The organism is Azoarcus sp. TTM-91 (assembly GCF_012911025.1).
GTDB lineage: Bacteria > Pseudomonadota > Gammaproteobacteria > Burkholderiales > Rhodocyclaceae > Azoarcus.
Genome location: NZ_WUEI01000106.1, coordinates 1 through 15,071, shown reverse-complemented (window position 1 = coordinate 15,071; position 15,071 = coordinate 1). Strand labels below are relative to the sequence as shown.

Annotated in this window: 14 protein-coding genes and 1 pseudogene; 8 read left to right on the top strand and 7 right to left on the bottom strand. The window is 67.5% G+C overall.

Annotated features, from left to right (window positions below; genetic code table 11):
• The 8 genes and pseudogenes from GRF61_RS19805 to GRF61_RS19770 form a co-directional block, all read left to right on the top strand.
• Positions 1 to 714, top strand: a 714-nt coding sequence (locus GRF61_RS19805; protein ID WP_169152349.1) for an ABC transporter ATP-binding protein, incomplete at its 5' end; no start/stop codon positions are given.
• Between the two features lie 5 nt (positions 715 to 719).
• Entirely contained in the window at positions 720 to 1,511 is a 792-nt protein-coding gene (locus tag GRF61_RS19800) for an ABC transporter ATP-binding protein (RefSeq protein ID WP_169152348.1), read from the top strand.
• Positions 1,512 to 1,673: 162 nt separating this feature from the next.
• Positions 1,674 to 2,696, top strand: coding sequence for a 2-dehydropantoate 2-reductase (locus GRF61_RS19795; RefSeq protein ID WP_169152347.1), 1,023 nt, complete (start codon positions 1,674 to 1,676; stop codon positions 2,694 to 2,696).
• A 33-nt stretch (positions 2,697 to 2,729) separates the two neighbouring features.
• Positions 2,730 to 3,503: a class II aldolase/adducin family protein gene (locus tag GRF61_RS19790; RefSeq protein WP_133594272.1), complete on the top strand. Its 774-nt coding sequence runs from the start codon at positions 2,730 to 2,732 to the stop codon at positions 3,501 to 3,503.
• A 169-nt stretch (positions 3,504 to 3,672) separates the two neighbouring features.
• Complete coding sequence (locus GRF61_RS19785) at positions 3,673 to 4,218, top strand: RNA polymerase sigma factor (protein WP_169152346.1); 546 nt, start codon at positions 3,673 to 3,675, stop codon at positions 4,216 to 4,218.
• Positions 4,215 to 5,084, top strand: coding sequence for a FecR domain-containing protein (locus GRF61_RS19780; protein WP_211166099.1), 870 nt, complete (start codon positions 4,215 to 4,217; stop codon positions 5,082 to 5,084). The genes GRF61_RS19785 and GRF61_RS19780 overlap by 4 nt, the downstream gene beginning before the upstream one ends.
• A gap of 90 nt (positions 5,085 to 5,174) precedes the next feature.
• Positions 5,175 to 6,485, top strand: a complete 1,311-nt coding sequence (locus GRF61_RS19775; protein WP_169152345.1) for a TonB-dependent receptor plug domain-containing protein — start codon at positions 5,175 to 5,177, stop codon at positions 6,483 to 6,485.
• Between the two features lie 30 nt (positions 6,486 to 6,515).
• Positions 6,516 to 7,634: pseudogene (locus GRF61_RS19770) on the top strand (TonB-dependent receptor); the annotation flags it as partial.
• 65 nt (positions 7,635 to 7,699) lie between these two features.
• Here the strand turns inward: GRF61_RS19770 and GRF61_RS19765 are convergent.
• From GRF61_RS19765 to GRF61_RS19735, 7 genes are all read right to left on the bottom strand, one after another.
• Positions 7,700 to 8,167 (bottom strand): RidA family protein, encoded by a 468-nt coding sequence (locus tag GRF61_RS19765; protein WP_169152344.1) that lies wholly within the window; start codon positions 8,165 to 8,167, stop codon positions 7,700 to 7,702.
• 31 nt (positions 8,168 to 8,198) lie between these two features.
• Positions 8,199 to 9,266 (bottom strand): DUF4392 domain-containing protein, encoded by a 1,068-nt coding sequence (locus GRF61_RS19760; RefSeq protein ID WP_211166098.1) that lies wholly within the window; start codon positions 9,264 to 9,266, stop codon positions 8,199 to 8,201.
• Positions 9,267 to 9,337: 71 nt separating this feature from the next.
• Entirely contained in the window at positions 9,338 to 10,324 is a 987-nt protein-coding gene (locus GRF61_RS19755; RefSeq protein ID WP_169152343.1) for a threonine/serine dehydratase, read from the bottom strand.
• A 164-nt stretch (positions 10,325 to 10,488) separates the two neighbouring features.
• Positions 10,489 to 11,775 (bottom strand): TRAP transporter large permease, encoded by a 1,287-nt coding sequence (locus tag GRF61_RS19750; protein WP_169152342.1) that lies wholly within the window; start codon positions 11,773 to 11,775, stop codon positions 10,489 to 10,491.
• Complete coding sequence (locus GRF61_RS19745) at positions 11,772 to 12,410, bottom strand: TRAP transporter small permease (RefSeq protein ID WP_169152341.1); 639 nt, start codon at positions 12,408 to 12,410, stop codon at positions 11,772 to 11,774. Before GRF61_RS19745 ends, GRF61_RS19750 begins: the two co-directional genes overlap by 4 nt.
• Positions 12,407 to 13,453 (bottom strand): TRAP transporter substrate-binding protein, encoded by a 1,047-nt coding sequence (locus tag GRF61_RS19740; RefSeq protein WP_169152340.1) that lies wholly within the window; start codon positions 13,451 to 13,453, stop codon positions 12,407 to 12,409. Before GRF61_RS19740 ends, GRF61_RS19745 begins: the two co-directional genes overlap by 4 nt.
• 510 nt (positions 13,454 to 13,963) lie before the next feature.
• On the bottom strand, positions 13,964 to 14,887 hold the full coding sequence (locus tag GRF61_RS19735; protein ID WP_169152339.1) for a LysR family transcriptional regulator: 924 nt from the start codon (positions 14,885 to 14,887) through the stop codon (positions 13,964 to 13,966).
• Positions 14,888 to 15,071: the final 184 nt, after the last annotated feature.

Sequence of the window (15,071 nt, the reverse complement as noted above, 5' to 3'; positions counted from 1 at the left end):
GGCCTCGTCGCCAACAACAACATGAGCCTGGAAGTGAAGGCCGGCGAAATCCTGGCGCTGATCGGCCCCAACGGCGCCGGCAAAAGCACCATGTTCAACCAGCTCTCCGGCGTCGACACCCCCACCTCCGGCGAAGTGCGCTTCCTCGGCAAACCGGTGGCCGGCCACGACTCGCGCGAGATCGCCCGCATGGGCATGAGCCGCACCTTCCAGCATGTGAAGCTCTTGCCCACCATGAGCGTGCTCGAGAACGTCGCCATCGGCGGCCACCTGCGCGGCGACAAGGGCGTGCTCGCCTCCGCCTGGCGGCTGGACCGCAACGAAGAAGCCCGGCTGCTGGCCGAAGCGGCCCGCCAGATCGAACGCGTGGGCCTGGCCCCGCACATGTACGACGAAGCCGGCAGCCTCGCCCTGGGCCAGCAGCGCATCCTCGAGATCGCGCGCGCCCTGTGCTCCGACCCCTGCCTCTTGCTGCTGGACGAACCGGCCGCCGGCCTGCGCTACAAGGAGAAGGAAGCCCTGGGCGAGCTGCTGAAGAAGCTGCGCGCCGAAGGCATGGCCATCCTGCTGGTCGAGCACGACATGGACTTCGTCATGGGCCTGGTGGATCGGGTGGTGGTGATGGAGTTCGGCGAGAAGATCGCCGAGGGGCTCCCGGAAGAAGTGCAGCAGAACCCCAAGGTGCTCGAAGCCTACCTGGGCGGCGTGGAGTGATGAGCATGAGCAATCAGCAAGGTAGCCAAAGCAACCCGAGCAACCAGCCCGCCAGCAAGGTGCTGGAAGTGCAGGACCTGTGCGTGTCCTACGGCAAGGTCGAAGCGCTCACCAACGCCAATCTGGTGGTGGGCGAAGGCCAGATCGTCACCGTCATCGGCCCCAACGGCGCCGGCAAGACGACGATGCTCTCGGCCATCATGGGCGTGCTCGAATCCAAGGGCCAGGTGGGTTTCGACGGCGCCATCGAGATCGTGCCGGAAGTCGAGCGCATGGTCGCCCGCGGCATGAACCTGGTGCCGGAGAAGCGCGAGCTCTTCGGCGAGATGACGGTGGAAGACAACCTCACCCTGGGCGCCTTCCAGCGCTACCGCATGGGCAAGCGAGACCACGGCCAGACCATGGAAGAGGTGTATGCCCTCTTCCCGCGGCTGAAGGAGCGCCGCGGCCAGCTCGCCGGCACGCTCTCCGGCGGCGAGCGCCAGATGCTGGCGGTGGGCCGGGCGCTGATGGCCAAGCCCAAGCTCCTGATGCTGGACGAGCCCAGCCTGGGGCTGGCGCCGCTCATCGTGCGGGAGATCTTCCGCATCATCGCCGAGCTGAGACGCCGCGGCGTGTCCATCCTGCTGGTGGAGCAGAACGCCCGCGCCGCACTCCAGGTGGCCGACTACGCCTATGTGCTGGAGACCGGCCAGATCGCGATGGAGGGACCGGCGGCGCAGTTGAAGGATGATCCCAGGGTCATCGAGGCTTATCTGGGGCTGGGCGGGAAGCATCAGGCGATGCTCTCCAGCTGAGCGCTCCGGTGAGCCTCCCCAGGACTCCGACCAGGAAGGCGCCCGCCAACAGCGGGCCCTTCCACACGACACAAAGCGACCGGCGACCCCGGCAAGAACAAAGGCACTCAGGCGGACCGACAAAACGGGCCGCATTGCCTGCCTAAAACCATGGAGCCGACCATGACATCCCCAGCCCCCAAACAACGCATCTGCATCGCCGGCGCCGGCGCCATCGGCTGCACCATCGCCGCGCGGCTCGCCATGTCCGGCCAGGACGTGAGCGTGCTCGCCCGCGGCGCCACGCTGGAAACCCTAAGCAGCCAGGGCATCGTCCTGACCGACCTGGAAGGCACCCACACCGTGCCGGTGAACGCCGGCACCGCCGCCGACTTCGGCGTGCAGGACATCATCTTCCTGTGCTGCAAGTCGCAGGATATCGCCGCCCTGCTGCAGCAGGTCAAACCGCTGGTGGACGAGAACACCATCGTGGTGCCAGCCATCAACGGCGTGCCCTGGTGGTACTTCCACGGCGAGGGCGGCCGCTTCGCCGGCAGCACCGTGGAAGCGGTGGACCCGGCGGGCAGCGTCAGCGCCCTGCTGCCGCTGACGCAGATCATGGGTACCGTCGTCTTCATCACCGCCGAAGCCAGCGCGCCCGGCCAGGTGACCGCCAAGAACCCGCACCTGATGATGTTCGGCGAGCCGGACAACAGCAGCAGCGAGCGCCTGCAGCGCCTGTGCGCGGTGGTGGCCGCCGCCGGCATCGAGGCGCGGCCGCTGGAGCGCATCCGCGACAAGCTGTGGACCAAGATCATCGCCAACGCCAGCACCAACCCGCTGTCGGTGGTGGCCGGCGCCACGCTGGAGGAGCTGTACACCGAGCCGGCGCTGCGCGACACGGTGATCGCCATCATGCAGGAGGTGCTGCTGGTGGCCGCCAGTTACGGCGCCAGGGTGGAAATCGACCCGCTCACCTTCCTCGAGCTCGGCGCCGCCATGGGCCCGGTTCGCACCTCCATGCTGCAGGACTACGAGCGCGGCCGCGCGCTGGAGCTGGGCTCCATCGGCGACGCGGTGCTCGAACTTGCGGCCCGTTTCGACATTCCGATGACGGTGACGCGCAAGATCATCGGCCTCGCCCGCTTCCACGGCGAGAAGCATTCAAGCTCCACCGCCACTCAGGCCGCCGCTGCAAGCGCCTGAACCCTCCCTCCCCTCTCTCATCAAGGAATCGCCATGAACGCCGCCATCAAGCCCGCCGTCGTCAAACCGGCAAACTGCAGCGATGAAGAATGGGCCCTGCGCATCCAGCTCGCCCACTGCTACCACCTGGTGGACTACTTCGGCTGGACCGAGACCATCTTCAACCACATCTCCGCCCGCCTGCCCGGCGGCGACAACTACTACCTGGTGAACCCCTTCGGCCTGAACTACACCGAAGTCACCCCGGCCAACCTGCTGAAGGTGGACCTGCAGGGCAACAAGGTGGAACCCTCGCCCTACGACGCCAACCCGGCCGGCTTCGCCCTGCACAGCGCCATCCACGGCGCGCGTGAAGACATCCACTGCGTGATCCACACCCATACCAACGCGGTGTCCGCGGTGGCGCAGAAGAAGGCCGGCTTCAGCCAGGACAATTTCTACGGCGCCCAGCTGTATGGCCGCGTCGGCTACCACACCTTCGAAGGCATCACCCTGTTCGCCGAAGAGAAGGTGCGCATGCTCGCCAGCTTGGGCGACAAGCACATCCTGGTGCTGCGCAACCACGGCGTGGCGGTTGGCGAAATGGACATCGCCAAGACCTTCTTCCTGCTGTGGACGGTGCAGCGCGCGGCCGAAATCCAGTGCCACGCCGGCCAGATCCCCGGCGAGGACACCCACCTGCCGGACGCCATCGGCCAGCGCTGTGCAGACCTCACCCAGATGCTCATCCGCGATAGCGGCTTCGCGGTGAAGTTCTTCGACGCCATGGTGCGCAAGATGATCGCCGAACGCGGGCAGCTCTGGTAAGAGCGGCGCGGGCAGCGGGGCCTGCGCGGCATGGCGCCGCTGCCACGGTCGTACGGGAGGGGCTGGTTTTCCAGCCCCTCTGCTTTTTGGCGCACCTCCGGGCCGCTTTCTCTCTAAAAGACAACGATTCTCGTTTAGAATTCTGCGCTCACCGTTCCACCGCCAGCGCATGCCTCCCACCGTTCTGAACCCCACCCTGCTCGCCGCCCTGGAGCGTCACTACGACGAACTGGTGGATTACATCCGCCGCCGCTTCGGCGACCGCAGCCATGCGCGCGAGGTGGTGCACGACGTCTGCGTGGAGCTGATGGAGAACCCGCCGCGGGAACAGATCCGCACGCCGCTGGCCTTCCTGCGCCGGGTCTCCAACAACCGGACGATAGACCGCTTCCGCGCCGACAGCAGCCGCCTCGCGCTGATCGAGCCGGTGGCCGAGTTGCCGGACATCCACACCCACAGCCTGGACGGCGCCGCCGCGCTGGACTTCCAGCAGCAGCTGGAAGCGCTCGCCCGCATCATCGAGGCCATGCCGCCGCGGGCGCGCCAGGTGTTCCTGCTGCATTGCATCCACGACATGCCGCAGGCGGAGATCGCCGCCGAGCCGGGCATCTCCCGCAACATGGTCACCCAGCATTTCGGCCGGGCGATGGACGGCATCCTGCGCCACTGGGAGCCGGCCAGGTCCGCGTGCCATGGCCGCCGGAGGCCCGGATGAGCGAGCCGCCACGGCGCACCGGCGAAGCACCTGCGGCCGCCGGCGACGCCCTGCAGCCCTTCAAGGAAGCGCTGCGCGAGCGCTTCCCTTCGCGCGAAGCCCTGCTCGCCGAAGGCCGTGCCCAGACCCTGCGCCAGCAGCAGCGCCAGAGCCGCAACAAGCGCCTCGCCGCCAGCGGCCTCGCCCTCGCCCTGCTCGCCGCGGTGGTCGTGGCCGACCCGGCGTGGCATGTGGCGGAACTGCGCACCGCGGTGGGGGAGCGGCTGGTGGTGAATCTCGCCGACGGCAGCCGGGTGACGCTGAATACCGGCACCGTGCTGCGGGTCGAACAGCGGCTGCGCAGCCGCCAGTTCGAACTCGCCGGCGGCCAGGCCTTCTTCAGCGTGGCCCACGGCCCGCGGCCCTTCATCGTCCGCAGCGGCGAGGTCGCGGTGCGCGACATCGGCACCGCCTTCGATGTTCACCGCCTCGATGCGGAGCAACTCCGGGTGGGCGTCACCGAAGGCAGCGTGGAGATCACCCGGCCGGGCAGCGCGCCGCGCATCGCCCGCGCCGGCGAACTGGTGCAGGCCGGCAACGGCCGCATCGACACGCCGCAGCCGGTCACTCTCGCCCGGGTCGAGGCCTGGCAGCGCGGCAAGCTGATGTTCGATGGCACGCCCTTGCGCGAGGCGCTGGCCGAGATCCAGCGCTACCGCAAGGCGCCGATCACGCTGGAAGACGCGGCAGCCGGCGGCCTGCGCCTTTCGGGCGAATACGACATCGCCGGCATGGAACGCCTGCTCGACACCTTGCCGCAGGTGCTGCCGGTGCGTGTGTCCCGGGCGGCCGACGGCGCCATCAGCGTGGCCAGCCGCACGCGCTGACTTTTTTGCGGAGCGACCTCAACATCGCCGCCGGCTGAAACGCCAACCCTCTTGAAACCCCAGCATGGACCACTCAAGAGGATCATCCGCGTGACACGCCATCGCCCCTCCACACCTGCCCGCTCCCGCCCGCACGCGGGTGGCATCGCCGGCCGCGGCCTGCGCCTGGGCGCCCTCGCCGGCGCGCTGCTGCTCGCCAGCCTCGCCCATGCCCAGCAGGCGCCCCGCCAGCTGGACATCCCGGCCCAGCGCCTGGACCAGGCGTTGAACGCCCTCGCCGCCCAGACCGGCGCCCGCATCGTGTTCTCCACCGATCTCACCGAAAAGCATCAGGCCCGCGCGCTGCGCGGCCAGTTCGACACCCGCGCCGCGCTGGAACAGCTGCTGGGCGGCTCCGGTCTGGTGCTGCGTGAAACCGGCGAGCAGGCTTACACCATCGCCCCGGCGCAGAAGGACAGCCTGCTGGGCGAGGTGCACGTGCAGGCCACCACGCTGAACGACAGCACCACCGAGGGCAGCGGCTCCTACGCCAGCAGCAACGTCGCCATGGCCAAGGGCGCCAGCCTGCGCGAGATTCCCCAGTCCATCACCGTCGTCACCCGGCAGCAGATCGAAGACCAGCAGCTCACCAGCGTAGGCGACGTGCTTGCCCACACCACCGGCATCACCACCACCAGCGCCGCTGGCGGCGATGTGGGCGCCATCTACGCGCGCGGCTTCCAGGTCAGCAACATGCAGATCGACGGCTCCAGCGTCGATGCCTACAGCAACTTCTACTTCAACCCCAACCTGGCGATGTACGACCACGTCGAGGTGCTGCGCGGCGCCGACGGCCTCTTTTCCGGCACCGGCGAAGCCGGCGGCACGGTGAACCTGGTGCGCAAGCGCGCGCTGGCCACGCCGCAGTTCCAAGGCAGCGTGTCGGCCGGCAGCTGGGAGAACTACCGTGCCGAGGTGGATGCCACCGGCCCGCTGGCCTTCGAGGGCAAGCTGCGCGGCCGCCTCGTCGCCTCCTACATGGACAGGGGTTTCCACTACGACACCGCCGAGGACCGCAACCAGTTCATCTACGGCGTGCTGGAACTCGACCTCGGCCCACGCACCGTGCTGACGGTGGGCGGCAGCTACGAAGACCGCAGGCGCAAACCCAACTGGGGCGGCCTGCCACGCAACAGCGACGGCTCCGATGCCGGTTTGTCGCGCGACACCGCGCTGATGCCGGCGTGGGCCCACGGCAGCTACATCACCTCCGAAGGTTTCGCCGCCCTGGAGCACAACTTCAACGACGACTGGAAGGTGAAGATCAGCGGCAACTACATGGACCGCAAGGGCTATGAGGAAGCCGGCAGCTATTCCGGCACGCCCGACACCGGCCCCTTGAGCTTCGCCGGCTGGGGCTAGGGCTACGAGTCGCGCAAGACCAGCTACGACCTCAGCCTGACCGGCGCCTTCGAGCTCCTCGGTGGCAGGCATCAACTGGTGCTGGGCACCGACGGCCAGGAGATAGACCACACCCAGTACTACTCCACCCTGGTGTACGCCGGCAGCGCTCCCCAGCCGGTGACCCTGGGCAACTTTGACCCCGCCGGGGCGCCGCGGCCGGTCGGCTCCCGCATCTACCAGGAGTGGCCAGACTACGGCGCCACCCAGCGCGGCCTCTACGGCAAGCTGAAGCTGCAACTGGCCGAGCCGCTGCACCTGGTGCTTGGGGGACGCCAGGCGGATTACGACTACGACTCCGCCTTCAACATGTACGACGTCGGCGGCGCCATCACCAGCCGCTCCATCACCCGCTACAAGGAAAGCAAGATCGTCACCCCTTACGGCGGACTGATCTACGACCTCAACGACGCGTGGACGCTGTATGGCAGCCTCGCCAAGATATACAAGCCGCAAGGCGGCCTGCTGGCCGGCCCGCTGCCCGGCACCCAGCTCGACCCGATCACCGGCCGCAGCGTGGAAGTCGGCATCAAGGGCGAGCTGCTGGGCGGGCGCCTGAACACCGCCTTCGCGCTCTACCGCATCGAGCGCGAGGGCGAAGGCGTGCGTGAGAGCAATGACGGCAGCAACGGCGTCGGCCAGGCCTGCTGCTACGTCGCCATGGGCAAGATCGTCAGCAAGGGCTTCGACGCCGAAGTCAGCGGCGAGCTGCTGCCACGCCTGCAGGTCGCAGCCGGCTACACCTACAACTACAACGAGAACCGCCAGGCGGACGACGTGCCCTACAGCACCATCACGCCCAAGCACCTGTTCAAGCTGTGGAGCAGCTGGCAACTGCCGGGCGAACTCAATAAGTGGCGGATCGGCGGCGGCGTGAACGCGCAGAGCAGCTACTACGTCACCGGCAGCAACTACAAGGCCAGCCAGAGCGGCTACGCGGTGTGGAACGCCTTCGCCCAGTACCGCATCGACGCGCACTGGACGGCCTCGCTCAACATCAACAACCTGTTCGACCGCAGCTACTACCAGACCCTGAGCACCCGGGCCAGCAGCGGCAACTGGTATGGCGAGCCACGCAACCTGATGCTCACCGTGCGCGCGCTGTTCTGAGCTCGTCCGGCTGCCGGGGCATTCTCCTTCGCAGGCGAAGAAGGGAGGCCCCGGCAAGCCTTCGCTCAGTCGATCTCGAATACGCCTTCCACTTCCACCGCCATGTTGGACGGCAGCGACATCGCGCCCGAGGCGATGCGGGCGTGGCTGCCGACCTCGCCGAAAACCTCATGCAGCAGCGAGGATGCGCCGTCCATCACCTTGGCGTGCTCGGTGAAGTCCGGGCCGCAGTTCACCAGCCCGGCGATGCGCACCGCGCGGCGCACGCGGTCCAGGTTGCCGCCGCAGGCGGTGGCGAGGTGCGACAGCAAGTTCACCGTGCACAGCGCGGCGGCGGCCTGGCCGCCGGCGATGTCCAGATCCTTGCCGACCTTGCCGGCGTAGATCATCTCGCCATTGCGGCGCGGACCCTGCCCGGCGATGAACACCAGATTGCCGGTGATGACGTAGGGCACGTACTTGCCGCGCGGGGTATTGCCCGCCGGCAGCTCGATGCCGAGTTCGGCCAGACGGGCCGCGATTTTTCCGCTCATGTGTGGTTCTCCTTCGTGCGTGGGGTGCGGATTACTTGATCTGGCGCCAGTCGCCGCGGTCGCCCTTCCAGTTGACCACGTCGCCCAGGGTGCGCAGCACGGTGAAGCGCAGGGTGCGGATCAATCCTTCCCACTCGATGGCGGGCAGGCCGTCCACCGCCGGTTCCGGCGCCATGAACATGCCGTCCACTCCGCCGTTGCCCACGCACAGCTCGATGCTGCGGATTTCCAGCTCGGCGTCGTGGAATACCACCGGGTTCTCCAGCAGCGCGGCCAGCGCGGCGATGATGCCGGTGGCCCCCCAGTTGGAGACGTTGGACACCACCAGGAAGTCGGCCGCTGTCGCCGCCGCCACCCCGCCACGGCCGGGGATGCCGCAATCGCGCGCCTTGGGCGAGAACTCCGGCAGGTCTTCGGCGATCACGCCCATGCCCATTTCATTGCCGCCGTCGCCGATGCCTATGGTGGGAATGCCTTTCTGCTTGGCCTGGCGGAACAGGTAGTCGAGATCGCCGACCATGCCGTCCAGCGGACGGCCACCGAGGCCGTGGTAGAGGCCGTTCGCGTTGGCGCCCGGGCGCTCAATGGCGATCAGCAGCGCCGGCGTGGTCTCGGTCAGCAGTTCGTCGGCGATGCGGTGGCAGCTCGGCGTGTCCTTGGGCACGGTCTTGATGTAGACCGGGCGCAGGAAGGGAATCGGCTCGATCTTGCCGGAGGCCGGCAGATCGCGCGGCGACATGCCGGCGCCCATGCAGGTGGCGCGCATCATGTCGGCCCAGTCTTCATCGACCACGATCACCGTCTCGACGCCGAAGCCGAGGAAGAGCGCGCGCGCCAGCATGGCCGCGCCCACCGGACCGTCGGTTTCCGGCACACCGCCGCCTTCGGGGAAGCCGGTGAGTATCATCACCGGGCCTTTCTTGCCATCCAGGCTGGCGACGATGAGCTCGGCCGCGCCCATGCAGTTGTAGCCGGGCTGGCGCTTTCCCACCGCCGCGCGAATGTTGCGGATGGAGCCGACGCCGGTGAGGTCCAGGCTCATGAAGTCGTCTATGGTGCGCGCCACGCGCGCGTACTGCGGGCTGTTTTTGTCCAGCATGGAAATCTCCGTGTAGGAAGGAGGGACGGCCTCCGCCAGCACTGGCGCCGGCCGGCCGCAGGGGAATGCGCTTACGCCGCGATCCAGGCGGCGAAGTTCTCGGGGTCGACGTTGCCGCCGCTCAGCACCACGCCCACGGTCTTGCCGGCGACGTCGAGCTTGCCGCTGAGCACCGCCGCCAGCGCTGCCGCTCCACCCGGCTCCAGCACCAGCTTGAGCGCCTTGTAGCCGAAGCGGATGGCATCGCGGACTTCGTCGTCGGTCACCGCGAGGCCGCCGGCCAAGGTCTGCTGCATGATCGGGAAGGTGATCTCGCCCGGAATGGCGACCTGCAGCGCGTCGCAGATCGACTCGCGCCCGGCGGGGTTCTTCAGCCGCTCGCCGGCCGCCAGCGAACGCGCGGTATCGTCGAATTCGGCCGGCTCCACCGCGTACACCGCGGTGGCGGGCGACAGCGCCTTCACCGCAGAGGCGATGCCGGAGATGAGGCCGCCGCCGCTGCAGTTGCCGAGCACCGCATCCAGTTCCAGCCCCTGCGCGCGGGCCTGACGCACCATTTCGAGGCCGACCGTGCCTTGGCCGGTGATCACATAGGGATCGTCGTAGGGCGGCACGATGACGGCGCCGGTGCGGCCGGCGATCTCGGCGCCTATGGCTTCGCGGCTCTCGGTCTTGCGGTCGTAGAGGCGCACGTTGCCGCCCAGCGCGCGGGCGCCTTCTACCTTGGCCCGCGGCGCATCCGAGGGCATCAGGATGGTGGCCTGCACGCCCAGCTTGGCCGCCACCGCCGACACCGCCAGCGCGTGGTTGCCGGAAGACCAGGCGACGATGCCGGCCTTCTTCTGTTCCGGGGTGAATTGGGAAACGCGGTTGTAGGCGCCGCGGAACTTGAAGGAGCCGGTGTGCTGCAGCACCTCGGCCTTGAGCAGAATGCGCGCGCCGGTGAGCGCGTTCAGCGCATCGTTCTCGAACAGCGGCGTGGCGACGATGTGGCCGGCGATGCGGTCGGCAGCAGCTTCGATGTCGGCCAGCGTGGGCTTGAAGGGGGCGGTGCTCATGTGAAGACTCCTTGGCTTCAGGGATGGACGGGGCGCAGGCGCGAGCCGGCCCCGGGTCCGCTCCGCCGGGGAGCGGACCCTTGTGGTGTCATGAATCGGATTGGGTGGGTTGGTTTGGTTTTGGTTGGAGGTGGCCTCAGCCGCAGGAATTGGCGGCCGGAGAGTCAGCCCCCGAACAGGCGCGGCAGCAGCAGTGCGACATCGGGCACCGCCAGCATCAGCGCGATCATCGCCAGCAGCGTACCGACGAAGGGCAAGGCGCCGACGATCACATCGTTGATGCCGCCCGATTTGCGCAACCCCTGGACGACGAAGAGGTTGATGCCGACCGGGCCGGTGATCATCGCCGTCTCGATCAATAGCACCACCAGGATGCCGAACCACACCGGGTCGAACCCCAGCGCCACCACCACCGGGGCGATGATGGGCACGGTGGCGACCATCATCGACAACGTCTCCATGAACATGCCGAGCACGAAATAGAAGGCGACGATGGCGAGCATGGTGACCATGGGCGGCAGATCCAGCTCCTGCACGAAGGTGGAAACACCGCGGGTGATGCCCACCGAACCGAGCACGAAGTTGAGGAAGTAGGCGCCGATGATGATGGCCAGCATCATGCCGGTGGTGAGCAGCGTGCCTTCAAGGGCACTGCGCAACATTCCCCAGTTGAGCCTGCCTGTGATCCAGACCAGGAACAGCGAGCCGAGCACGCCCAGCGCGGCGGCTTCGGTGGGCGTGGCAACCCCGATGTAGATCGAACCCACCACCAGCACGAAGATGGCAAGCGGCGGCAGCAGGTCCTTCAACGAGGCGATGCGCTCCGCCCAGCTCGCCCGCAGCCGTTTGCCGCCCATCTCCGGCTTCACCAGGCAGCACAGCAGGATGGTGACCATGAACAGCAGGGCCAGCAGGATGCCGGGCAGCATGGCCGCCATGTACAGCGCCGGAATCGAAGTGTTGGTGAGCGCCCCGTACACCACCAGGTTGATGCTTGGCGGAATCAGGATGCCCAGGGTGCCGCCGGCCGCAACCGTGCCGAGGAACAGCCGCTCGTTGTAGCCGTAGCGGCCGCACTGCGGAATGGCGACCGTGCCCACCGTGGCGGCGGTCGCCACGCTGGAGCCGCAGGTGGCGGAGAAGATGGCCGAAGTACCGATGTTGGAATGCATCAGCCCGCCCGGCAGCCACGACAACCACTTCACCATCGCGCCATACATGCCCTCGCCGATGCCGGAGCGCAGCAGCAACTCACCCAGCAGCACGAAGAAGGGAATGGACACCAGGATGGGGTCGTTACCGGCGTTCCAGGCCATCTGGCCCACCGCCTTGTAGATGGACAGCGGTGAATACATCTCGCCCAGCATGAGCCCAACCAGGCCCATCGCCGCGGCGACCGGAATGGAGAGGGCGAGCAGCAGCAGCATGCCCCCGGCGGCTGTGCCTATCATGTTGCCTCCCTGAGTTCGGTAGCGTCCTTGAGCTTGGCCTGTGCGGCCGCGTTACGCCGTTCCAGGTCGCGCACCTCCTCGGCAACCTCCTCCTCGGCACTGCGGCTGGAAACCAGCGCCATGGCAGCATTGCCGCGGCCTGCCAGCAGGTGTTGCAGGGTCTTGCCCAGCAGGCACAGCGCCACCAGCAGGAACACCGCCAGGCCGGCCAGCCACAGACCCTGGGGAATCGCCAGCGGCGTGGCCAGCGGTGTCATGGCGCGGGCGCCCAGGTTCACGCTGCGCATGAACAGGTCCCAGCCAAAGCGCAGCACGAAGCCGAAGAACACGATCATCGCCAGCAGCGACAGCAGGTCCAGCGCCAGCCGGAACCTGGCCGGCAGCACGTTGTAAAGCGAGTCGATGCGGATGTGGCGGCGCCCCAGCAGCGTGGCCGACAGCGCCCAGGTACTGGTGATGGCGAGCACGTAGCCGGAAAGCTCATCCGCCCCCTCCAGGCTCCAGCCGAAGAGCTTGCGCGCCACTACCTCCACACCGATCATCAGGCTGGCAGCCAAGATCAGGAAACCGCAGGCGATGACGCCCGCGTCCGAAACCTTGCCGCACAGCGTCAGCAGGCGGGAACCGTCCTTCACTTCGCTTCCGCCTTCAGGCCGAGTGCTTTGCCGACGGTGTTGTTCCACTCATCCGCGCAGGCCTTGCCGCAGCGCTTGGCCCAGGCGGGCAGCACGTCGTTCTGCAGCAGGCGCAGGCGCTCGGCCTGGTCCTGTTCGCTGATGGGTTGGAACACCATCCGGCCGGCGTCGGCCGTCTTGCAGTGGGTACCAGTGGCGCAGTTCATCGCTTCGCCATCGTTCTGGATGGCCAGATCGCCGAGGCGGGTTTCCATCTGCTTGTACTGATCGGCGAGGAAGGCCTGGGTTTGCGGCGGCAGCGCCTTCCAGGCATCCATGTTGGCGGCCCAGAAAATGGTGCTCCAGCCGGCGTTGAGCGGGTACAGCGTCTTGGTGACTTCGTACCACTTGGCGCGGTAGCCGGAGACGACCCCAGTCACGCCGCAGTCGGCCACCCCGCGCTGCAGCGCGGGCACCGCCTCGACGAAGGGAATGGTGACGCTGGAGCCGCCCACACCCTTGACCATGTCGGCCAGGGTTGCGTTGAACACGCGGATCTTCTTGCCCTTCAGGTCCGCCACGCCATGGACCGGCTCACGGCACCAGAAGACCTGGGCGGTGAGCGGCGCCATTCCCAGCAGCTTGATGTTGAAGCGCTCGGCCAGAGCCTTCTCCAGCACCGGGCGGTAGGCGTCGATGGCCTTGCGTGCGGTGGGCACGTCCAGCGTCAGCGCGGCGAGGTCCACCGCCTCGAAGCGCGGATCGTCGCCGGCCATGTAGCTGATGGCCTGCGAGGCGAACTGGATGGTGCCGTTCTGCAGCAGCGACAGCACCTCCGGCCCCTTCAGGCCGGCGAGATCGTTCGGCAGCGCTTCGATCTTGACCGCGCCCTTGGAGGCGGCGGGAATGGTTTTCTCGTACCAGTCCTTTTCAAGGTCGGTCCACACGCTGAGGTTGCTGGTCGAGCCGATCACCTTCAGCTCGGTCTTGGGCAGGTCGGCGGCACCCACGGTGGAGGCAAGGCAGCTCAGGGCCACGGAGGTGGCAAGAAGGAGGTTTCGCATGGTCGATCCTTGAAGGCTTGCCGTTCGCCAGCACCGCTCCTGGTGCCCGGTAACGGCAGTTGTCGAAGATGTCCGCTTCGGACTGCGCGAGCGCTGGGCCGGCGGCCGCCCCTGCGACCCGCCACACCCGCTCCGACTCGCCTTCTTTCCAGGGACTCGCCGGAGCGCACACCGGAGAGCCGTTCTGCACAGCCCCGGGATCAAGCAGCGAAACCATTATTTCGAAAGAAATTGGCGATCACCTAACTCTGTATTTGGATCACCTCGATAAAAATTCTGGATCAACCAGATCAGGAAGCGAGCGCCCGGCAGCGCCCCGATTTCGACGCCGCGATGCACCATCCTTGGGATGCGGCCCAATCAACGCAGTGCTGTGGAAGGCGGGAGGCGGCCGGGGCTAGGCGTGCTGCACCTGCAAATCCAATGCACCATTAGGGGGAATGCAAAGAGAATTCTCGAAGCGGGAGAAAATACCCACTTGTCACTTTTCCACTTTCGCGGCGGGAAGAATCAGTCGCTTTCGGCCGGGTGACCATGCGCCTCGGCGTGGCGCGCGGCCGACTCATGCGCCAGATCGCAGATGGCGGCCTTGACGTAAGTGTCTACGCCGACCAGATAGGCGGAGTGGAACTCCATGTCGGGCAGGCGCACCTCGGTGTCCAGGATGCGCAGGGCGCCGCTCGCCAGTTCGGCCTCCACGCTGACCGGCGAGAGCGCGCCGATGCCACGGCCGCTACGAACCATGCCGACGATGGTCTGGATGGACGACATGCCCCATAGCCGCGGCGCCGTCAGCCCCAGCCGGTATTGCAGGGTGGTGATCAGATCGCCGGCAGAAACCGTGGTCTTCGGGTAGGTGATGATGGGATGGCTGGAGAGCAGGCTGCGGTCGTCCATGCCCCGGGTGGCCTCCGCCAGTTCCGCAGAGGCGATGAAACGGTAGGGATAGGCGCACAGCTTGCGGCTGCGCGCATCCGGATGCTCCAGCGGTTCGGCCATGAGCGCGAGATCGATGTCCAGCGCCCGCAAATGCCGCTTGAGCTCCCGCGTCGCGTCCACCGAGATGTCCAGCACGATTTGCGGAAAGACGAGGGCCACCTGCTCGATGAGGTCGGAAAGCCAGGTATGGACCAGCGTCTCCGACACGCCGAGGCGGAAACTCCCACGCAACGCGGCCGGGTCGGCCACCGCCTGCAACATCTCGGCCTTGACCTGGAACAGACGCTCCACGTAGGACAGCAGCACCGTGCCCCGGGTGGTCAGCACGGTGCGCCGCCGGCCGCTGTCGAACAACTCCACGCCCAGTTCTTCCTCGAGTTGCGCGATGCGCGCCGACACCGCCGGCTGCGTGGTGTTGAGCTTTGCCGCAGCGGCGCGGAAGCCGCCCAGCACGGCGACCCAGTAGAAGGTTTCCAGCGTTTTCAGATCGCGCATGCGCAGTTCCCGGAAGTGAGGCGCCCGCCACCGGGCGGGGCGCCGCGCGGGAAGGATAGTGGAGCACGCCGCCGCCGGCCACGGCATCTCAGCAGGCAGCCGTGCTCCCCACTGGTACCACCTGCCGATCCCGAACAGACAGAGCCGGGCCCTCGCCCGTCATCCTGGTCTGGCCCTCCCGCCC